This is a genomic window from Streptomyces malaysiensis subsp. malaysiensis (genome assembly GCF_040653035.1).
In the GTDB taxonomy this organism is placed as follows: domain Bacteria; phylum Actinomycetota; class Actinomycetes; order Streptomycetales; family Streptomycetaceae; genus Streptomyces; species Streptomyces malaysiensis.
In genome coordinates this window covers 15,939-37,432 of sequence record NZ_JBEZNG010000051.1, presented here as the reverse complement: position 1 = coordinate 37,432, position 21,494 = coordinate 15,939, and the positions used below count along the sequence as shown (strand labels likewise).

The 21,494-nt window shown below is 73.0% G+C and carries 10 protein-coding genes; 2 read left to right on the top strand and 8 right to left on the bottom strand.

Translation table 11 applies throughout. The annotated features are described in order from the left end of the window. Window positions 1-401 precede the first annotated feature (401 nt). Both AB0E24_RS44785 and AB0E24_RS44780 read left to right on the top strand, forming a co-directional pair. Window positions 402-2,906 carry a beta-glucosidase family protein gene (locus tag AB0E24_RS44785; protein ID WP_359385683.1) on the top strand — a complete coding sequence of 835 codons (2,505 nt, stop codon included), beginning with the start codon at window positions 402-404 and terminating at the stop codon, window positions 2,904-2,906. A 115-nt stretch (window positions 2,907-3,021) separates the two neighbouring features. Continuing rightward, window positions 3,022-3,816 carry an SDR family NAD(P)-dependent oxidoreductase gene (locus AB0E24_RS44780; RefSeq protein ID WP_069873904.1) on the top strand — a complete coding sequence of 265 codons (795 nt, stop codon included), beginning with the start codon at window positions 3,022-3,024 and terminating at the stop codon, window positions 3,814-3,816. Window positions 3,817-3,881: 65 nt separating this feature from the next. Here AB0E24_RS44780 and AB0E24_RS44775 read toward each other — a convergent pair whose 3' ends face one another. Genes AB0E24_RS44775 through AB0E24_RS44740 form a run of 8 tightly spaced genes read right to left on the bottom strand, consistent with a single transcriptional unit; the run spans window position 3,882 to window position 21,164 of the window. Continuing rightward, entirely contained in the window at window positions 3,882-4,655 is a 774-nt protein-coding gene (locus AB0E24_RS44775) for a TIGR03943 family putative permease subunit (protein WP_069873903.1), read from the bottom strand. Next, window positions 4,652-5,668: a permease gene (locus AB0E24_RS44770; protein ID WP_069873900.1), complete on the bottom strand. Its 1,017-nt coding sequence runs from the start codon at window positions 5,666-5,668 to the stop codon at window positions 4,652-4,654. Before AB0E24_RS44770 ends, AB0E24_RS44775 begins: the two co-directional genes overlap by 4 nt. Before the next feature lie 41 nt (window positions 5,669-5,709). Then, window positions 5,710-6,831: a class I SAM-dependent methyltransferase gene (locus tag AB0E24_RS44765; RefSeq protein ID WP_359385680.1), complete on the bottom strand. Its 1,122-nt coding sequence runs from the start codon at window positions 6,829-6,831 to the stop codon at window positions 5,710-5,712. After that, window positions 6,828-8,168 (bottom strand): glycosyltransferase, encoded by a 1,341-nt coding sequence (locus AB0E24_RS44760; RefSeq protein ID WP_359385678.1) that lies wholly within the window; start codon window positions 8,166-8,168, stop codon window positions 6,828-6,830. The genes AB0E24_RS44765 and AB0E24_RS44760 overlap by 4 nt, the downstream gene beginning before the upstream one ends. After that, complete coding sequence (locus AB0E24_RS44755; RefSeq protein WP_206331414.1) at window positions 8,165-9,097, bottom strand: alpha/beta fold hydrolase; 933 nt, start codon at window positions 9,095-9,097, stop codon at window positions 8,165-8,167. Before AB0E24_RS44755 ends, AB0E24_RS44760 begins: the two co-directional genes overlap by 4 nt. Before the next feature lie 3 nt (window positions 9,098-9,100). Further along, on the bottom strand, window positions 9,101-9,439 hold the full coding sequence (locus AB0E24_RS44750) for an acyl carrier protein (protein ID WP_435865395.1): 339 nt from the start codon (window positions 9,437-9,439) through the stop codon (window positions 9,101-9,103). Beyond that, the gene (locus AB0E24_RS44745; protein WP_435865397.1) at window positions 9,436-13,977 is read right to left on the bottom strand and encodes a beta-ketoacyl synthase N-terminal-like domain-containing protein; all 4,542 of its coding nucleotides are present in this window, start codon (window positions 13,975-13,977) and stop codon (window positions 9,436-9,438) included. Before AB0E24_RS44745 ends, AB0E24_RS44750 begins: the two co-directional genes overlap by 4 nt. Before the next feature lie 50 nt (window positions 13,978-14,027). Continuing rightward, entirely contained in the window at window positions 14,028-21,164 is a 7,137-nt protein-coding gene (locus AB0E24_RS44740) for an SDR family NAD(P)-dependent oxidoreductase (protein ID WP_359385673.1), read from the bottom strand. Window positions 21,165-21,494: the final 330 nt, after the last annotated feature.

Below are 21,494 nucleotides of genomic sequence, written 5' to 3'. Positions count from 1 at the left end.
CCTCGTACTGGGCGTACTCGGGTGACGCGACAACGCGGCGAGCGGCCGTGCCAGGCGTCGGGAGCAGGGCGCCCCCTTTGACGACAGGCCCTAGCTCCCCGACCGTGGACCCCGCCCCTCCCGGGCGGGGTCCACCGTGTTCCGCCCCCGGCCAGGGTGCCCCGCCGCCCTCCGATCGGCTCCGCGCCCGCCCCGGCCACGCGAGAAGGACCTCCGCGTGGCCGCGCGGCTCGCCGTGCGCCGACAGGCGACACCCCGATCCCGAAACCCGGCGCCACACCGGCGAGCGGCCGACCCCGTGATGTGATGTCCGCACGGTGTTCACCTCCACGGACCCCGATGCCATGTCAGCACGCCTGCGTACACACACGTCTTCGAGCCGCGAGAGATGGAGTGACGCCATGCCGGGCGCCCTGTCACGCCGTTCCGCCCTGTCCTTCCTGGGAGCGATGGCCGCCGCCGGTGGGGGCGGATGGCCGGCGGCCGCGGCCGAGCCGGACCCCGCCGCGGGTCCCCTTCCCGCGCCGGGTCCCGCCCCCGGTGCCGCCGCCCGGGTGGACACCCTCATCGGACGGATGACGCTCGAGGAGAAGGTTTCGCTGCTGCACGGCGCGAAGGATCCCCTGAGCCTCGGGCAGGCGGGCTACACCCCCGGTGTCCCCCGGCTCGGCATTCCGCCGCTGCGGCTCGCGGACGGGCCCGCCGGTGTACGGGTGGCCCGGCACGCCACCGCGCTGCCCGCGCCGGTCCTGCTGGCCTCCGCCTTCGATCCGGCCCTGGCGCGGGAGTACGGGCGCACCATCGGGCGCGAGGGCCGCGCGCTGGGCCAGGACGTGCTGCTCTCCCCCATGGTGAACCTCATCCGCACCCCGTACGCCGGGCGCGACTTCGAGACCTTCGGCGAGGACCCCCTGCTCACCTCCCAGCTGGTGGCCGAGGAGATCCGCGGCATCCAGGCCGAGGGCCTGATCGCCACCGTCAAACACTTCGCCCTGAACAACCAGGAGCATGAGCGGGAGTCGATCGATGTCGTGGTCGACGAGCGGACGCTGCGGGAGATGGAGCTGCCCGGCTTCGAGTCGGCCGTACGGGCGGGCGCGTGGGCCGTCATGGGCGCCTACAACAAAGTCAACGGGGCGTTCGCCTGCGAGAGCGGGCCACTGCTGACCGGGGTGCTGCGCACGGATTGGGGCTTCGACGGGTGGGTGATGACCGACTGGCACGCCGCCCACAGCACCGCGGCGGCCCTCGGCGCCGGGCTCGACATGGAGATGCCGGACGGCGAGTACTTCGGCGAGGCCCTGCGGAAGGCGGTGGCCGACGGAGCCGTACCGGAGGCCCGGGTGGACCGCGCCGTCGGCCGCGTACTGACCGTCATGGACCGCTTCGGCCTGCTGGACGGCGGCGCCCCGCCCCGGCCCGGCCGGGACCCCGGAGCCGGGGCGCGCACCGCGCTGAAGGTCGCGACGGCGGGCGGTGTCCTGCTGCTCAATGAGCGTGGCACACTTCCGCTGACCGGGCCCGCCGCGCGGTCGATCGCCGTCGTCGGGCCCACCGGTGCCATCCCCTTCGTCAGTGGCGGCGGCAGCGCCCATGTGGTCCCCGACCATGCCGCCAGCCCGCTGGAGACGATCCGCGAACGCGCCGGAGAAGGGGCCCGGGTGGACCACGCCCTGGGCGAGGACGTGTTCGGCAAGACGATCCCCGCCACCGCGCTCTCCCCGGCCACCGGGCTGGAGGAGCGGAAGGTGGCGGCGGGGAAGAGCTGGACGTACGACGGCACCCTCACCGTCGACGAATCCGACGAGTGGACGTTCGTGCTGCACTTCAGCGGTCCGCCCGCCGGCCGCCCGAAGGTTCTGCTGGACGACGAGGAGCTGTTCCCGTTCCGGGCCGGCTTGGGCGAGTACTTCACCGGTGGCTTCGTCAGTGCCACTCCGGACGGGCTCGCCGTGCGCCGGACGGCCGTCGAATTGACGGCCGGAAAACACCGGCTGAAGGTCACCGCCAAGGGCGGCAGTGAGGGGCTGGCCTTCCGGCTGCGCCGTACCACCTCCGCCACCCGTGCCGCCGATGTCGCCGAGGCGGTGCGCGCCGCCCGCGCCGCGCACCGCGTGGTGCTCTTCGCCTACGAGGACGCCACCGAGGGCAGGGACCGGACCACCATCGCCCTCCCCGGCCATCAGAACGCGCTGATCACCGCCGTCACCGAGGCCAACCCGCACACCACCGTCGTCCTCAACACCTCCTCGTGCACCGCGATGCCCTGGCTGGAACGCACCGGCGCCGTCCTCCAGATGTACTACCCCGGCCAGGAAGGCGCCGCCGCCACCACCGCCCTGCTCTTCGGTGACGCCAACCCCAGCGGCCGGCTCACCCAGACCTTCCCCGTCTCCGACGACCGCCATCCGATGGCCGGAGACCCGCGCCGCTACCCCGGGGTGGACGGCCGCGAGGAGTACTCCGAGGGCATCCACGTCGGCTACCGCTGGTATGACGCGGAGGGCGTACGGCCGCTCTTCCCCTTCGGCCACGGCCTGTCGTACACCACCTTCGCCTATGCGGGGCTGCGGCTGCGAAGACACGGAAACGGCCTGGAGGCGGCGTTCACCGTGCGCAACACCGGGCGCCGGGCCGGGGCCGAGGTGGCGCAGGTGTATGTGGGGCCTTCCCCCGATCTGCCGCTGCCCCAGGCCGAGCGGGCCCTGGCAGGGTACCGGCGGGTTCATCTACGACCTGGTGCGGCACGGACGGTGACGGTGTGCATGGCCGCCCGGACGCTGTCCTCCTGGGACACCGAACGCCATCAATGGGTACTCGGCACCGGGCCCCGGACCGTGGAGGTGGGCTCCTCCTCCCGCGATCCACGGCTACGGGGCCGGATCGAGGTCCGCCACCGGGGCTAGGCCGCCGCAGTCGAAGTCCCGCGGCCCACGGCCGCCTTCGCATCCGACTACGCTAGTATGGCGCGTGTGCAACTAATGGCGCACGCAAGCATTAAGGCATCGACGAAGGAGCGCCGTGCAGATCGATCTTTCCGGTAGGACCGCCCTGGTCACCGGCTCCACGCAGGGCATTGGATTCGCCATCGCCGCCGGTCTGGCGCGGGCGGGCGCCCGTGTCGCGGTCAACGGGCGCCGGCAGGAGTCCGTCGAGGCCGCCATCGAGAAGCTGGAGGAGGACACGGAGGGCGGCTCGTTCGTCCCCGCCCCCGGTGACATCACCACCGATGACGGCGCCCGCCAGGTCACCGACGCGGTGCCGGACACCGATATCCTGGTCAACAACCTCGGCATCTTCGGGACCACTCCGCCGCTGGAGATCAGCGACGATGAGTGGCGGCGCTATTTCGAGGTGAACGTCCTGGCCTCCGTCCGGATGATCCGGAGCTTCCTGCCCGGGATGAAGGACCGCTCATGGGGCCGGATCATGAATGTGGCCAGTGACTCTGCGGTCGTCATCCCCGCCGAAATGATCCACTACGGGATGTCGAAGACCGCGCTGCTCGCCGTCACCCGCGGCTTCGCCAAGGAGGCCGCCGGCACCGGGGTCACGGTCAACTCGCTGATCGCCGGGCCGACCCACACCGGCGGGGTCGAGGACTTCGTGTACGAACTGGTGGACCCGGAGCTGCCCTGGGACGAGGCGCAGCGGGAGTTCATGGCCAAGTACCGGCCGCAGTCGCTGATCCAGCGGCTGATCGAGCCCGAGGAGATCGCCAATATGGCGGTCTACCTCAGCTCCCCTTTCGCCACGGCCACCACCGGCGGGGCCGTGCGCGTGGACGGCGGCTACGTCGACTCGATCCTCCCCTGACCCCCGGCGCCGCCGGGCGGTCGGGGCCGTTCAGCGCGGCATGGTGGCCGTCCTCCCCATAGGGCTCAACCGCCGCCCGGGCCGGTCACCATGTCGTGGTACGGGTCCTTGGGCGCGGGGACGCGCCGTACGGCGGTGACGTCCAGTGCGGGGCTCGCGTCGTCCGTTCCCACCTTTCCGGTGGGATGCCAGGTGCCGGTGACGGTCACCCAGGCGTCGGCGGGCGGCGCCGAGGCCCCGTGCACCCGCACCTTGCGCACCTGGGCGTCGGCGGCGCAGCAGCTGATGACGAGGCGGCTGACGTACCAGGTGCCATCGCGCCCTGGGGTGACGAAGCCGGTGAGCCGGACGGTACGGCCCTTCAGGGTGCGGTCGGTGTCCCAGACCGCACGGGAGCTGAAGTCGTTCAGCGACATCGGCACCACGCCGGTGTCCGGCAGGGCCGGGAAGAGGCTGTCGCCGGACGACGACGAGGAGGGGGCCTTGGGCGCCTTCGCCTCGTCCCGCGATGCGGTGTACGAGCCGAGGGCGGGCGGCGCCAGGAACAGGATGGTCAGGGCCGGTACATACAGCAGCCAGGCGACCTTCGGGCCGCCCGCGTGGCTGTGGCCATGACCGTCGTCGTGGTCCTGGGCGCCGTCCGTGCGGGGGCGGTTGAACGGGAAGCCGTCGCGGGCGGCGCTGACCGCGCCGAGCGCGATCAGCAGCACCCCCGAGGCGATGAGCGCGGGCCGCAGGCCCTCGCGCACATAGCGCAGATACAGATCGGTCAGCAGGGAGATATGCAGCAGACCGACCCCGAGGAAGAGCAGCAGCAGCACCTGGACATTGCGCTTCACAGCAGCCACCACCCCACCAGAGTGCTGCACAGCATCGCCACGACCCAGGTGGCCGACGAGAAGCGCACCGCGAAGGCGCGCCCGAAGGTGCCGGACTGGAGGGCGATGAGCTTGAGGTCCACCATCGGGCCGACCACCATGAAGGCGAGCCGGGCGGTGGGCGAGAACCCGCTGAGCGAGGCGGCGACGAACGCGTCGGCCTCCGAGCAGACCGCGAGGACCACCGCGAGCAGCCCCAGCATGGGCAGCGAGAGCCACAGGGAGTCGGAGAAGAGCCGCAGCACGGAGTGCGGCACCGCCACATTGAACGTGGCCGCGGCCGCCGCGCCGACCACGAGGAAGCCTCCGGCGTGCAGAAAGTCATGCTGGAGCGAGACCCGGAACTCCTCCGCGCGGCTGGCGCCGGGAGTGTGCCCGGCCGGTCCCTTCGGCAGCCGCAGCCACTCCTCGCGGCCCGCCCGGATCCACAGCCAGCCCATGGCGACGGAGGTCAGCAGCGAGGCGATCAGCCGGGCGGCGACCATCCACGGGTTACCGGGGAAGGCCACATAGGTCGCGACCAGCACGATCGGGTTGATGGCCGGGGCCGACAGCAGAAAGGCCAGCGCCGCCGCCGGGGGCACCCCACGCCGCATCAGACTCCCGGCCACCGGCACCGACGCGCATTCGCACCCCGGCAGCACCGCCCCGGCGGCACCGGCCACGGGTACGGCGAGCGCCGGATTGCGCGGAAGCACCCGGGTGAAAACCCACGCCGGTACGAACGCGCTGATGGTGGCCGACACCACCGTGCCCAGCAGCAGAAACGGCACGCCCTGGATGACGATCGCGGTGAACACCGTCCGCCAGGCCGCCACCGCGCGGCCGTCCAGCGCCGCGGTGATATCCGGCCTCAGAACGATGGCCACACCGCCGAGCACCACCACCGGCAGGCCCGCGACCAGGGCCAGAGTGCTGACGCGCACGGCCGTGCGCAGCCCTCCGGCCTCCTCGGCCTCGACATCGCCGTGCATCTCCCCTCCCCCGGGCCCCGAGGCGGGACCCGGGGGTCACCTTAGCGGGGGCCGGAGTGGGCGGAGGCATCGCACCGGGCCACCACCCGATAGGCGTTGGACATCTTCCCGAGCCCCGCCAGCGGCTTGAGCAGCAGCCGGTCAAGGGTGGTCGCGACCACGAGGGCCGGCACGCCCGCCAGCAGGATCGCGCAGCGCAGCAGCCATCGGAGCCGGCCGGGCGGCTTGGCCAGGGAGGGGGAGTCGTCGGGCGGGGCGATCGCGTTGAGCGCCAGCCAAACGGCACCGAGCAGGTCGACCGTGTCCGACGGCTCGCGGTGCTCTTCGGCGGTCACCGTGAAGCCCAGCGCGGTCAGCTCCTCGCGGAGGTTGGCCACCGGAACGAAGTGCAGATGCTGGGGCTGGAGCCAGGGGAGCCAGAACCGGCCGAAGAGCCGGCCGAACCAGCACTCCGGGTCGGGCACCTCGATCAGCAGATGGCCACCGGGCCGCAGGGCGCGGCGGGCGGCGCGGAGTTCGGCCCGGGGGTCCGTGCTGTGCTCCAGGTAGTGGAACATGCTCACCACGTCGTAGCTCCCGGCCAGGCGCTCCTCGGCGAGCTCGGGGAAACTGCCGCGGATGGCACGGTCGATACGCCCCGTCCGCTCGGCCAGTTCGACCCCGGCGGTGAAGTCCAGTCCGTCGAAGCGGGTGTCCGGGAAGACGGTACGGGCCACTTCGGGGAAGTGGCCGTGTCCCGTGCCGACGTCGAGCCAGGTCTTCGGGGGCTCGGCCGAGGGCTCCTGGAACATCGCCCGCCGCCGGTACACCTTGTCCCGTCCGGCGAAGACATTGCCGAGTTCGATCTCCCCCATCCCGTCGTAGAAGTCGCGGTAGTAGAACTCCAGGCCATCGCCGTTCAGCCTGGGGTTCTGGAAGACATGGCGGCAGTCCCGGCATGTGTCGAGCCGGAAGCAGCCGGGTTTGTTCTGGTACCGGTCCTTGGTGAGCAGCCGCCGCGCCAGCCGCGTGGAGCCGCACCACGGGCAGTCCGTGCGGCGCGGTTCGAAGAACCGCTCGGTGCCCCGCGTCAGATCGGCCTGGTAGCGGGGGCGCAGTGCGGCGACGGTCTCGGCGCGGGACGGCTTCTCCGGTGTGCGGGGTATGGCACTCTCGCGGCTCATCGTTCCCCTCCCGGGTTCGTGGTGGTGTGGGTGGCGGCGGTTCCGGTGGCCGGCCGCTCCACGTGGGTGACGGCGCTCGCGGTGGCCAACCGTTCCAGATGGGTGGCGGCCGCGGTGGCGCCGCCCGCCGTGCGGAAGGAAGCGCTCACACGCTCGGCGGCGGCGCGGTACCGCGGTTCGTCCAGTACGGCGTCGAGCGCCTCGCCGAGCGCCGCCGCCCGTACCCTCCCGAAGCGCACCCGGATGCCCGCGCCCGCGTCCACCACCTGGGCGGCCACCACGGGCTGGTCGTCCCGGATGGGGGCCACGACGAGCGGAACGCCGTGCCACAGGGTTTCGCAGACCGTGTTGTGGCCCGCGTGGCACACCACCGCGTTCACCCGCTTCAGAAGGGTGAGTTGGGGGACGTAACGGCACACCAGGACGTCCTTGTCGTCCGGGGCGGCAGGGGTGTTCCGGACGTCCAGGGTGGCAGGGGTGTTCCGGACGTCCGGGGTGGCCCGGGCGAGTACACCGTCGGGATCGACGATGACCGTCTGGAACCGCCCGGCCCGCGCCCGTACGGCCTCCAGGCACTCGGTGAGGAAACGCGCCCCCGCATCGGTGTTCGCGGTGCCGAGCGTGACCAGGACGGCGGGGCGCGCCGGGTCCAGCCACGCCCAGGGGAAGTCCGCCGTGGCCGGCCGCTCGGCGATCGACGGGCCCACGTAGTGGATACGGTCGCCCGCCCGGGCCGGTCGTCCGGCCAGTTCCTCCGTGGTGAAGGCCAGGACCAGATCCGGTGAGAACCGGGGGTCGGCCGTGCCCTTCGGATCCCCGATCCGGCCCCGCACCTCGGCCATGAGCCCGTCCAGCCAGGCGTCGATCTTGGGCATGCCGTCCAGCACGCCCGTGAACTCCGCCGAGGTGGTGGCGGACGTGGCCCAGCGCACCCCGAGCCGTTCCGCCACCAGCCCGCCCGCCACGGTCTGCTGGTCGGCGATCACCACATCCGGGCGGAACTCCCCGATGGCCCTGGCCACGCCCGGGGCCATGGCCTCGGCGAGCGGCACCAGGAACCGCTCCCACAGGAACTTCAGCGCCGCCGGTCCGCGTACGTCCGGTGGCCGGTCCGCCCCGCCCTCGCCCAGCACCGGCCCGGCGCAGCGGTAGACCGTCGCCCCCTGCCCGGTCAGCCGCTGGACGACCTCGGGCATTCCGGCCCAGGCCACCTGGTGGCCCCGCGCGGTGAGTTCGGCCGCGACGCCCAGGGTGGGATTGACATGGCCGACGAGCGGGGGCACGACGAAGAGAAAACGGCGGGGTGGGACTTCCGAGGTTCTGCTCGGTTCGCTCATAAGGCATCGGCCTCCAGCGCCGCCGCGCCCACCGCCGGGGCGCCAGTGGCCGTTTCGTCCTCGTGGATCCAGGACAGCAGCAGTTCGCGGATGCGCGTGGGCGCCTCGGCGAGGACCGAGTGTCCCTGTCCCGGCAGGACGACGGTCCGGGTGCCGGGCAGCACCGACTCCAACCACCGCTCCTGCCCGGCGAGTTCGGAATCGGCGCCGTAGACGGCCAGCACCGGGCAGCGCACCGCGCGGACCTGCTCCTCGCTCACCACCCCGCTCGCCGGTACGTCCTCGGCGATGGTGGTGGTACGGACCAGGCGGGCTGCCGACTTGGCCAGCCGTGCGGTGTGGGCGCCCCGGTGGGCGCTGACCCAGGCCAGCGACTCGGCCTCATGGACCACCAGTTCGGTGGCGACGCGCCGGAGGATCCCGCTGATCTCGGTCAGCCAGCTCTCGGTGGCGGGTTTCGCCTCGATCACCGCGATACCGGCCACCCGCTCCGGATGGCGCATGGCGTAGGCGAACGCCACCGTTCCGCCGAAGCAGTTGCCCACCAGATGGACCGGCCCGGTGATGTCCAGCCGGTCGAGCAGCCGCTCCAGATCGGTGACGAAGGTGTCCAGCCGGTAGCCGGAGCCGGGGCGCTCGCTGCGGCCGTGTCCCCGCTGGTCGTACATCACCACCTCAAGACCGGCGGCGGCGAGGTCGGGGGCCACCGTGAAGTACCAGCTGGCGAGGGAGTCGGTGAGCAGACCGTGGATGAGTACGGCGGTGGCGGTGGGCGGGCGGCCATCGGGCGGGGACAGCCGCTGGACATGCAGCCGGACGCCATCCGCTCCGGTATCCGGACCGTCGTGGTCGGTGGCCTGGTCCGTGTCGTCGCCCGTACCGCTGCCCGTGCCGTCGTGTGTGTCGCGGGCGGTGTCGATCATCGCCATGGGTCAGCGCTCCCCGGCGGCCCTGACGCACCGGACGACGTACTCGACGAGCTGCCCCACGGTGAGGTCGATGATCTCTTCCAGCTCCAGGTCGGCCACGAACTCGGCGAAGTTGACCTGTCTGCCGTACCGGGCCTCCAGGCTTCCGGCCAGTGTGACCAGGTCGATGCTCTCCAGCTCCAGATCCTCGGTGAAGCGGGTCTCCATGGTGATCTCGATATCGTCGAGGCCGTATTCGTCGAGCATGGTCCGGAGCATCCCGGATATCTCCGCGAGCACGGCCGGTGCGTCGACCGGTGCCTCGGTGGCGGGTGACGGGGCGGTCTGATTGACGGTGGTCACTGATCGCTCTCCTGGTCCTGTTCCTGGTGGTCCGGGCCGGTCGTCCAGGCCACGGCGTAGTCCCTGTCCGGCAGTCCGGGCGGGTTGGCGATGGTGCGGGTGTGGACGTCGTAGCGGCGCGGTCGCTGCCCGGGGACGGTGGCCGCCACCTCGACGACGAGCCGGACCGGTGTCGAGTCGGGGCCGTCCGCTCCGGGCCGTACCTCGACGATGCTCAGATCCCGTGGTCGGTCGCGGAGGTCCCGTGGCCCGTCGCCGAGGCCGGTGCCCTCCGCCGTGGCCACGGCCTCCTTCGCGGCCCGGAAGGCGGTGGCCCAGCGGGCGCGTGACGCACCGCTCCGGGCCGTCACGGCCGTGAGGAGTTCCCACTCCGCGCGGCCAAGGGCGAGGGCGTGGTCGTCGCCATCGGCCATCTCCTCGATGGCGATACCGGGGCCCGGGGCCCCGTTCGCGCGGCGCGGCACCACCAGGGCGACCCCGGCCTCGGCCCGGTGTGCCAGCGAGAGCGCCAGTTCGGGCAGGGTCCGGCCGTGGACGCCGATGGCGTACGGGCGCCCCTCGGCATCCTCACGGATTCCGATCTCGGCGGGGAAGACCGGGCCTTCGCCGTGGTCCCAGAGCCGGCGCCGTACCGCGTCCTTGGCCGCGATCCGGCCCAGCAGCCACTGTCTGCGGCCGCGTGGCGCCTGGTGTTCATAGGCGGTGCGCTCGTCGCTGCTCAGGTGGTTACGCATGATCAGATCGCGGGAGGCCAGGTCGGGCCAGCGCTCATGGAGCAGTACCCAGCCGCCCGGCTGGGGCAGGGACAGCGTGTTGCGCTGTGGGAAGCGCTCCACGGGTCGGGTTTCGGGATGGTTGTCGAACCGGCGGTCCTGCCAGCCGGACAGCTCCGCCCACACCTGGCCACCGATCAGCAGCTGTGCGTCCGCCTCGAGCGTGGTATCGGTCAGCGAGGTGATTCTGATCAGGCACTCCACCGGTGTGCCGGGGGCCGGATGCGGGCCGAAGAAGCGCATCAGACGCATGCCGACCGGGAAGACCACGGTCCGTTCGGTGCGGGTCGCCATGATCCAGTAGCCGAGGAGCTGTCCCACGTTGTCCAGCAGGGCGCCGGGCGCGGGGGGTGTGGTGATCGTGCCGCGCAGATGCGACTCGCCGATCGCGGTGAGCGCGGTGAGCCCCTGGAAGGCCGGGCCGTGGAACATCCAGCGCTCGTCGTAGAGGTGCTGTGCGCTGTGGTCGGGTGTGCGCTCGGCGGCGGGGTCGGTGGGCCAGGGGGCCGGGCGGGTCGCGGGGTGGTGGGGGGCGACCTCCACGGTGGCGCGGGCGCCGCGGCCGAAGGTGGCGGTGTAGTGGCCGGACGTGGCGGGGGTGACGGTGACCGGGACGGTGCTGGGGGGCGCGGCCGTCACCCACTGATCGAAGCGGGCGCCATGGACGGCGACGGCCACTGCGCCGTCCACCCCATGATCCGCCGCTGCGTGTTCGGCGGCGTCCATGAGGTGGTGGACGATCGTGGTGGCCGGGACCACGGGCCAGCGGTCCGACTCATCGGGCCAGCCGGGGCGTTGGGGGAAGAAGCAGTGGTCATGGAGGTAGGGCATGGTCTCGGTGGAGACACGCAGCTCGTAGGTGCGCGGGGTCGGTGTCCGGCTCGCCGCGATGACCGCGGTGGCGGTGGCGGCGGTTTCGCTGAGCAGCGCGTTGAGTTCGGCTTCCCACAACAGTGGTGGGCAATCGTTCCGCAGGGCGGAACGGGTGGGCACCACCCGACCCGCACCCGGCGACGGCGGCCGTCTACCACGGTGCGGCCCCGCTCCCCGGGACACCGCCCGCGATAGCTCATCGCGCAACTCGCTCAGACGTGGCTCGCCGAGCGAGACCAGCGAACCGTTCAGGTCCAGCCGCACCGGAGGAAGCACCGGTTTCGCCCGCGAGGCTTCAGCCTCGCTTCGCAGCGCCGGATCCACCTCCGCCCCCTCCGTCCACAGCGCCGTGGCCACGCGGCGGAGCTGCGACACACCGTCCCGGTGGGGAGAGTTGGCGGCCACCACCAGATGGTCGCGGCCGTGCAGGGTGTCGCCGATGAGCGACCCCAGCTGGCCCGTGCCCACCTGGACGAATCCGCGGAAGCCCGCCTCGTACATGGCCTCGGTCAGCAGCCGGAAGCGCACCGGCTCCAGCAGATGCCGGATGAACAGCTCGCGCACGTCCGCCTCGGTCGCCGGGTACGGTGCGGCGGTCGTCCCGGACCAGACGGGGATCCTGGGCGGCAGGCGCAGCTCGAAGCGTTCCGTCACGGCTCGTATGGGGTCGAGGTAGGGCGCCAGCATCGGGGTGTGGAAACCGGATTGGAAGGGCAGGAGCTGCGCGATCACGCCCTCGGCGCGCATGGCCCGGACGAACTCCTCGACCTCCTCGCGCGGTCCGCACACCATCGACTGGCTGGGCGCGTTGTCGTGCGAGAGCACGATCCGGCCATCCGCCCGGTCCTCGATTTCCGCGAGCACCCGTGGCGCACCGGCACCGAGGACGGCGAAGGCCAGTCCGGGCACCCGTAGCGCGTCGGGGTCGAAGGAGTCGAGGAAGGCGTCGACCTCCTCGCCCGCGTAGAGACCTCCCACGGCCAGTGCGGTCCACTCCCCCACGCTGTGCCCGGCCACCGCGTCCGGTACGACGCCCATCCGCCGCAGCGCCGCGTCCAGCAGCCGCCCGACGCCGAAGACACCGACGCCGTGGCGGCCGATGTCACCCACGCGCGCCACCTCTCCGACACTGTGCCCGGCAGGGCGGGAGAGCCCGAAGTACTCGGCGACACCGTCCACACGCGGGGCGAACTCGGCTTCGAGGCCCGGAAAGACGAAGGCGAGCTTCCCGGGGTGCCGTGATCCCGCGCCGAGCAGCGGCTCGGGGGTGAACCAGATGTCGTTGCGCCCCCGCCAAGGGCGGCCCTTGGCCACCATGCGCCGGGCGAGTGCCAGCCGTTTGGCGGTGGGTTCGACAATGCCCAGGCGGGTACGGGCGGCCCGTCCCGTCACCGTCGTGCGTACGGTCGCGTCGTCCGCCGCCAGCAGTTCGGCCAGCCGCTCCGGGGTGTCCGCCGCCAGCGCCAGCACCCGCTCCGGTTCGATGACGACGGCCGTGGCACGCCGCGCCACCGGCACCGGCGGCGCCTGTTCCAGCACCACATGGGCGTTGATCCCGCCGAATCCGAAGGCGTTGACGGCGGCGCGCCGTACGGGCGCCTCCCAGGGCTCGGCCGCGCCGAGCACCGAGAAACGGGTGGCCGCCAGCGCCGGATGGGGGTCGTCGCAGTGCAGGGTGGGCAGCAGCTTGCCGTGGTGGACCGCGAGGGCGGCCTTCACCAGCCCCGCGACACCGGCGGCGGGCATGGTGTGGCCGATCATCGACTTCACCGAGCCGATGACGGCCGTCTCACCCGGTGTGTCACGAGGGCCGAACACCCCGGCCAGCGTGGCCAGTTCGGCCGTGTCCCCGGCGGGCGTCGCGGTGCCGTGCGCCTCCAGCAGCCCGATGGCGCCCGGCGCGCGCGGATCGAGCCCCGCGGCCCGCCACGCCTGCCGTACGGCCCGGGTCTGGCCGCCCGGGTCCGGGTTGACCAGGCCGGTGGCGCGGCCGTCGGAGGCCACTCCGGTGCCTCGGATCACGGCGTAGACGCGGTCGTCGTCGCGGAGGGCGTCGGCGAGCCGTTTGAGGACGACCACCCCGGTGCCCTCGCCGATCAGCAGACCGTCGGCCGCACGGTGGAAGGGCCGGATCCGCTGGCTCGGCGACAGCGCGCGCAGCTGGGAGAAGACGCTCCACAGGGTGATGTCGTGGCAGTGGTGCACCCCGCCCGCGAGCATCACATCGCACCGGCCCGAGGCCAGCTCCCCCACCGCCTGGTCCACGGCGACGAGCGAGGAGGCGCAGGCGGCGTCCACGGTGTACGCGGGGCCGCGCAGATCGAGCCGGTTGGCGATGCGCGAGGCGGCGAGGTTGGGCACCAGGCCAATGGCCGCCTCGGGCCGGTCCGGGCCGAGCCGCTCGGTGAACGCGGTCCGTACGAGGTCGAGTTGGCCGGGGTCGAGGTCGGGCAGCAGCTCGCCGAGGGTCCGTACGAGCTGATGGGCGGTGCGCACCCGCTGGTCCAGCCGGACCAGCCCGGGGGTGAGATAGCCGCCCCGGCCCAGCACCACGCCCACCCGCTGCCGGTCGGGCAGCCGGCCCTCACCGCCCGCGTCGGTGATGGCCGCCGCCGCGACACCCAGGGCGATCAGCTGGTCGGGTTCGGTGCCGGACACCGAGTTCGGCATGATGCCGAACCGGGCGGCCTCGACCCGGGCGAACTCGTCGACGAATCCGCCCCGTCGGCAGTACACCCGGTCGGGCGCGGCCGGTGTGTCGCCACCGCCGTCCGGGGCGTAGAAACCGGCGTCCCAGCGCCCGGCCGGTACGTCACTGATGGCGTCCACGCCGCCGACCAGGTTGTGCCAGTACGTGTCCAGGTCCGGCGAGCCGGGCAGCAGCACGGACATCCCGACGATGGCCACCGGCGGCTGCGGCTGCGGCTGCCCCTCCGTCACGCTCACCAGCCGGAGGCGGTGTAGACGACGGACCCCGTGGACTCCTCGCCCCAGGCCAGCTCGCGCAGCAGCGCCAGCGTGCCCTCCTCGGGGTCGATGAGCGAGATGCCGCGCCGGGCGTACTCACGGCCCAGCTCCGGTGTGACCATCCCGCCGTGGACTCCTGCCGGTGCCCAGGGGCCCCAGTGCACGGTCAGCGCCCGGCGGCCGGTGCGGTCCCGCCAACGTGCGCCGAGGGTCTCCAGCGCGTCGTTGGCCGCCGCGTAGTCCACCTGGCCACGGTTGCCCAGGACGGCGGCGATGCTGCCGAACAACACGGCGAACGCCGGGGGTTCGGGCAGCTCCGCGAGCGCGTCCAACAGTGTCCGGGCCCCCTCCACCTTGGTGCCGTACACACGCTGGAAGGACTCGGCGGACTTCTCCTCGATCAGCCGGTCCTCGATCACCCCGGCCCCGTAGACGACACCGTCCAGCCGTCCGTGGTCGGCGTGGATCTGCTTCACCGCCTGGAGCACCGCTTCGGCGTCGCGGAAGTCCACCGAGCGATAGCGGACCCGGGCGCCGAGCGCGTTCAACTCCTCCACGGTGGCGGTCACTTCGCGCCGCGCCAGGATCCGGGCGGCCTCCCGCTGGATCTCGGCGGGCCCCAGCCCGCCCCGGGCCGCGAGCGCCGCGCGCAGGGCCGTCTCGTCGCGGGCCCCGGCAGTGGCCGGGCCCTCGGGACCGACGGGCTCCGGCGTACGGCCGAGCAGCTCGATCCGGCAGCGGGCGGCGGAGGCCAGGGTGGCGGCGAACCGCGCGGTGATGCCACGCGCCCCGCCGACCAGGACCACCACCGCATCACGGTCCAGACCGAGCGCGGTGGCCTCCGCCGCGCCGTCCCCGGCGGGCCCCGCGCCCGAACCGGCCAGCGCACCCAGCGGGGTCTCCACGAGATCCAGGCTGTGCCGCCGCCCTTCGACGGTGCGCAGCACGACGGGCAGCGTACGGTCCGGGGCGAGCAGTTCGTCCAGCAGGCCGTCGGCAATGGCGTCGATGGACACGGCCCCGGTGGTGGGCTTGGGCGTGTCGCCGGAGTCGACCGTATCGGTGGGGAACTCCACCAGTCTGGTGATCGTGTCCGGATACTCCCTGGCCACCGTGCGGAAGACCCCGCGCAGTCCGGCCGTGCGCGCGTCGAGCGAGTCGGTGCGGCGGACCGCCAGCAGCCAATCCGGGGCGCGCCGCAGTGCCGACTGGAGTGGGGTGAACGCCTCCGGCAGCACCGGCGCGCCGGAGGCGGCCAGCGGGTCGAGCAGCAGCACACCGTCCACCCGGCCGTCGTCCTCGGTGAGCTGATGGTCGGCGGCGAGGACGACGGTCTCGGCACCGCGCTCGCCCAGGCGGGTGGCCACCGCCGCGGCCACCCCGTCACCGTCCCCGCCGAGCAGGGCGAAGCGCCGACCGGTCAGATCGGGTGGCGCGGATCCGCCCGCATCCGGTGCGCCGAGGGGTACGGGCATCAGCCGCAGCCGCTTGGGCGCCACACCGGCCACGGCCACGGGCTCGGCCGCCGGCTCGGCCATCGGCTCGGCCAGGGGCTGGGCCACCGGCTCCGGTTCATCGGGCGGCGGTGCGATGGTCGCGGGGGCGGGCGCGAGACGAGCGGTGAGCCAGTCGGTGACGGCGGCGGTCGTACGGGCCCTGGCCAACTCCTCCAGCTCTTCATCGCCCAGCATGGCGGTGTCCGTGCCCGCCACACCGAGGCGCCGCGCCAACTCCCCCGCGATCTCGGCCCGTTTGATGGAGTCGATGCTGAGATCGGCCTCGAGGTCGAGGTCGGGTTCGATCATGTCGACCGGATAGCCGGTGCGTTCGCTGATGATCTCGGAGACCGCGCGCAGCACATCAGGCCCGGTGGCGGGGGCGGTCGCGGGGGCAGACCCGACAGCATTGGGGACCTCGGCGGCCGCCGGGGCCACCGCCACCGGGGCGAGCTCGGCAGGCAGGTCCGTGGCCGCGGCGACCGGGGCCGGTGGCGCCGCGGGCCGCTCTCCCGGCGCCCCGCCGAGGTACGTGAGGAGCACATCGCGCTGGGCGGCGATCATCTCCCGGCTGGTCCTCAGGAACTCCGAGATCAGGGCGTCCTTGTCCCCGCCGCCGTACTCGCCGCCACCCGTCCGATCCGTCTGGCTCACCGTCGCCTCCATGACACGTCGGGCCGGTGCCAGCGCACCGGGAAGGAGCTCACCGTTCGCGGTGCGGACGAGGTGTCCGTCGACCGTCCAGCCGGGCCGCTTCGGTGGCGGGGCGGATCCCGCCACCACCGCGTCCCGGCCGTGGAACAGCCACGCCGTACGCACCGGAACGCCGGCTACGGCCAGCCGGGCGAGGGTGTCGAGGAATCCCCGCGGTCCATCGGAGCCGGACCGCCGTCCCTCGCAGGCGAGGGCGAGATGCGGACGGCCATCGAGGATCTCGCCCACCAGCCGGGTGAGCACCGTCCCCGGACCGGCCTCCACGAAGATCCGTGCGCCCGCCTCGTACATGGCCTCGATCTGCGCCACGAAGCGGACGGGCGCGCCGATCTGGGCGGCGAGTTCGGCGCGGACGGCATCCGGCTCCGCTTCGTACGGGGCGGCGGTGCGGTTCGCCCAGACGGGGAACTCGGCCACCCGCACCGGATGACGGCCCAGCGCCTCGGCGAACCGCCCACCGGCCGCGGCCACCAGCGGGCTGTGGAAGGCACAGGCCACCGGGATCCGTTTGGCCGAGTGCCCGGCCTCGCGCAGCAGCCGGACCGCCTCCTCGATGTCCCGCTCGGGCCCGGAGATCACGGTCTGCCGTGGTGCGTTGTGGTTGGCGGCCACCACGCGCTCGGCGAGTCCGGCGGTGCGCAGCACCGGTTCGACCTCGCCGGGGGCAGCGGTCACGGCCGCCATGGTGCCGGGCTCCTCCGCGTCGGCCTGGGCAGCGCCGAGGATGGCGGCCGCCCGCTCGGCGCTCAGCGGCGGCAGCGTACGGGGGTCGAGGGCGCCCGCGGCGCACAGTGCGACGAGTTCGCCGTAGCTGTGTCCGGCCGCCATGTCGGGCCGTACCCCGGCCGAGGTGAGCAGGGTGTACGCGGCGAGTCCGACGATGCCCAGTGCGGGCTGGGCCACCCTGGTGTCGGTGATCGCGGTGCGCTGTGCCGCCGCCCCGCCCTCGTCGAAGGCGGCCGGGGGATACAGCGCGTCGGCGTAGGAGCGTCCGTGGCGCAGATGGCGCTGGAGTGCGGGGAAGGTGACGAACGCGTCGGCGAACATCCCGGGGCGCTGGCTGCCCTGCCCGGGGAAGAGAAAGGCCACCTTGCCGCGCTCCGGCCCGCCCTCGGGCCCCTCGGCGGTCCCGGGCCCCTCGGCGGCGTCCGGGGCCAGGTGCGACCCGTCCGCTCCGCGCGGCCCCGGGCCCGGCGGATCGCCCGCGAGCACCTGTCGTAATCGTGCGGCCAGGTCGTCCAGGTCCGAGGCCACCACGGCCACCTGGACCGGCTCCTGGCCCGCGTCGGCCCGCCGGGAGGCGGTCAGCGCGAGGTCGCGCAGCCGCCATGGCCGCCCCGCCGTGTCATTGGCCATGAGCTGGTCGAGTGTCTCCTGGACCACCCGCAGCGCGGCCGCCCGGTCGGCGCCGCGGAAGAGGAACAGCTCGGCCGACCAGGCGTCCATGCCCTGCGCGGGTGGCGCTCCCCGGCCGTGTGCCGCGAGCACCACATGGAAGTTGGTCCCGCCGAAGCCGAACGCACTGACCCCGGCCACCCGTTCGGCGGGCGCGGCGGCCCATGGCCGGGCCCGGGTGTGGAAGGCGAAGGGGCTGCGGTCCGCGTCCCATGCCTCGTTGGGCCGGGCCAGATGCAGGGTCGGCGGTGTGATGCCCGTGTGCAGTGCCATCGTGGCCTTCACCAGCCCGGCGAGTCCCGCGGCGCATTTGGTGTGCCCGATCTGGGACTTCACCGAGCCCAGCGCACACGCCCCCGGTGCGGCCCCGGCCTCGGTGAACACCTCGCCCAGGACGGTGAGTTCGGTGCGGTCGCCGACGACCGTACCGGTGCCGTGCGCCTCGATCAGGCCGACGTCGGCGGGCGAGATCCGGGCGTTGGCGTACGCGCGCTCCAATGCCGCCCGCTGCCCTTCGGGGCGCGGGGCGGTCAGCCCGAGCGAGCGGCCGTCGCTGGAGGAGCCGACGCCCTTGACGACGGCGTAGATCCGGTCGCCGTCGCGTTCGGCGTCGGCCAGCCGTTTGAGGACGACGCAGGCGACGCCCTCGCCGAGCGCGATTCCGTCGGCCGAGCTGTCGAAGGTGCGGGAGCGGCCCGTCGGGGAGAGGGCGTGCACCGAGGAGAAGAGCACAAAGTCGTTGATTCCGTTGTGCAGATCGGCGCCACCGCACAGCACGAGGTCGCTGGTGCCCGCGGTCAGTTCCTTGCAGGCCACGTCCACGGCGGCCAGCGATGACGCGCAGGCCGCGTCCACGGTGTAGTTGGCGCCGCCGAGGTCGAGCCGGTTGGCGATCCGGCCGGAGATGACATTGGCGAGCATGCCGGGGAAGGAGTCCTCGGTGAGCCGCGGCAACTGGTCCGTCAGGGCGCGTGGCACCTCGTGGACATAGCGCGGCAGGACGGCGCGCAGCGTCTGGGCGTTGGACAGATCGCTGCCCGCCTCGGCGCCGAACACCACGGAGGTGCGGGCGCGGTCGAAGGCCCGGCCACCGTCGCCGGGATCGCCGTATCCGGCGTCGTCCAGGGCCCGGCGGGCGGCCTCCAGGGCCAGCAGCTGGACGGGTTCGATGCTGCCGAGTGAGGCCGGGGGGATGCCGTAGCGCAGCGGGTCGAAGGGGATGGGTGGCAGAAAGCCGCCCCATTTGGAGGCTGATTTCGCAGCGGAGGCGCCATCTTTGGCGCCCGTGTAGTGGACGGCGGGGTCCCAGCGTTCGGCGGGCACCTCGGTGACGGCGTCCACCCCGCCCACCACATTGGCCCAGAACGAGGCCAGGTCCGGCGCCTGCGGAAACATGCACGCCATGCCGACCACGGCCACGTCCAGCGGCGCGGGCGCCTCGGCCGCCGCGGGGGCCGGGGCCACGCCCAGCCGCTCGCACACCGCCTCCGCGCGTGCGGTGAGGAAGTCGGCGGCGCCGGCGCCCACCGCGTGGTGCAGCGCATCGATCGTGGTGGTGGCCGAGCGCATCACGGCGACCTGTCCGGCCATGAACATACCGCCGCTGAGCTGGCCTTCCTCGTCCACCGGAGCCAGTGCGCCATCGGGCCCACGGTCCACGCCCTTGCTGGCGATCCGCAGCCGTCCCACGTTCAGCCGCTCCAGCCGCTCCCAGACCTCCCGGTCCGGCAGGCCCTCCTTCCCCAGCCGCTCCCGCACGGTGTCGAAGCTCTCGGTGAAGGGGCTGGGCACACATCGTGTGGCGTGGCCGGGTGCGGTCTCCAGCAGCACGGTGTGCTCGGCGGCCACCACCTGGCGCTGGAAGAGCGGCTGTACGGCGCCGTGCGCCACCGCCTCCTCGGTGAACAGATACGCGGTGCCCATCAGCGACCCGACGGCGACACCGCGCCGGATGAGCGGGGCGGCGAGCGCGGCCACCATCGCGGCCGAGCGTTCGTCGTGCACTCCCCCGGCGAAGAAGATCTCGATACCCGCGCCGTCGCTTCCCCCGCCGCTGCCGTCGAGACCGTCGGCGTCTTCCGCGCCCGCTGTGCGCTGGGGATCGTGCGCCGCTCCGTCGAGGAAGTCCTCGATGACGGCGATCTGGGCCTCCCACAGCGGGAAGCTGTTGCGCGGCCCCACATGGCCGCCGCATTCGGAGCCCTCGAAGACGAACCGCCGGGCCCCGGCCTGGAGGAACTGGCCCAGCAGCCCCGGCGAGGGCACATGCAGAAAGGTGGCGATGCCGTCCCGCTCCAGCGCCTTCGCCTGGGACGGCCGGCCGCCCGCGATGATGGCGTGGCTGGGGCGGATCTCCCGTACGGCCTCGAGCTGGGCGTTCCTGATCTCCTCGGGTGCGAAACCGAGGACGCCGACGCCCCAGGGGCGTCCGTCCAGCGCGGCCGCGGCCTCCTCCAGCATGGTGCGGGCCTGCTCGCGTCCGGCCAGCGCGAGCGCGATGAACGGCAGCGCTCCCCCGGCGGCGACGGCGGAGGCGAACGCGCCCTGGTCGCTGACCCGGGTCATCGGGCCCTGCGCGATGGGAAACCGGGTGCCGAGGCGGGTGCTCAGCGGGGCGCCGGGGCACAGCGCGGAGACGGCCGAGCCGTTCCGTACGGCCTCGTGTGCCGCCTCCCGGACGGCTTCGGTGATACCTCGGACGGTGCGGCCCACATCCCGCCACCGCTCGGCGAACCGCCCGGCCAGAAAGCCATCCTGACCCACCGTCAGAGGCGGTTCGGCCTGCGAAGCGCGCCCCCTGCGCCGCAGTACGCGGTGTCCGTCGAGGACGGTGGTCTCGGAGCCGTCCATGGAGCGGATGGCGGCGGCGCGGTCCTCGGGAAGTCCCGACTCGGCGAGCAGGGCCAGCTGGGTGTCGAGGACGACCCCGGCCGCACCGCCGAGCACACAGGCCGCGGCGGTGCGCGGACCGATGCCACCGCAGGCCCACACCGGTAAGGACACCCGGGGGTCGGCGAGGAGCCGCTGGAGCAGGACGAAGGTGCCCAGCGCCCCGATCCGGCCGCCGCTCTCGCTCCCCCGGGCGATCAGCCCGTGCGCTCCGGCGCGGATGGCATCGAGGGCCTCCGCCAGGTCGGTGACCTCGGCCAGCACCCGGCGGCAGTCGGCAACGGCCTCCACCGGCCAGGGCGAGTCCACCCCGAGCACCACCGTATGCGGACCTGGCACACCGCCGAATGAGCCGTTCGTAGGGGAGCCGCTGGGCGGGGCATCCGGCAGGTCCGAAGGGGTGAGGGGACAGCCCGCCGCGACCCGTACGCCGTACCGGCCATCGGCCACCCACTCACCGATGTCTTCCCATGCCTGGAGGGCTTGGCGGCCCGATGTTCCCAGGTCGAGGACGCCGAGACCACCCGCGCGGCTGACCGCGGCGGCGAGTCTGGCGTCCGGTTCCCCGAACGGAGTGATGCCGATGACAAGATCGCCGGCGTCCACGGCGGATGACATGTTTTCTCCGAAAATCGCTAGCGCGGCAGGAAAGGGAGATAATTCGGGCAACGCATGCCGAACGTATGGCACGGCAATCTCGCGAAACGGCGCCGAATGAAATTAGCCACGTCGTTACTGAAGAGTCAACAAGCAGTCGTGCACACTCGCGCCGCGACGGGCTGAATCTCGCCAGACGCGAAGACATCGGCGTCGCCGCCACCTTCTCCCCTCTGTTGCGCGTTCATATATCTCAGGTGAAAGAGATCGCAGCCGAAGGTAGGCCGGGACGCATGAGCCAACCTTGAATGCGCCTTAACCTGCGCGGATACCAGATGCTGATTTCGCTGA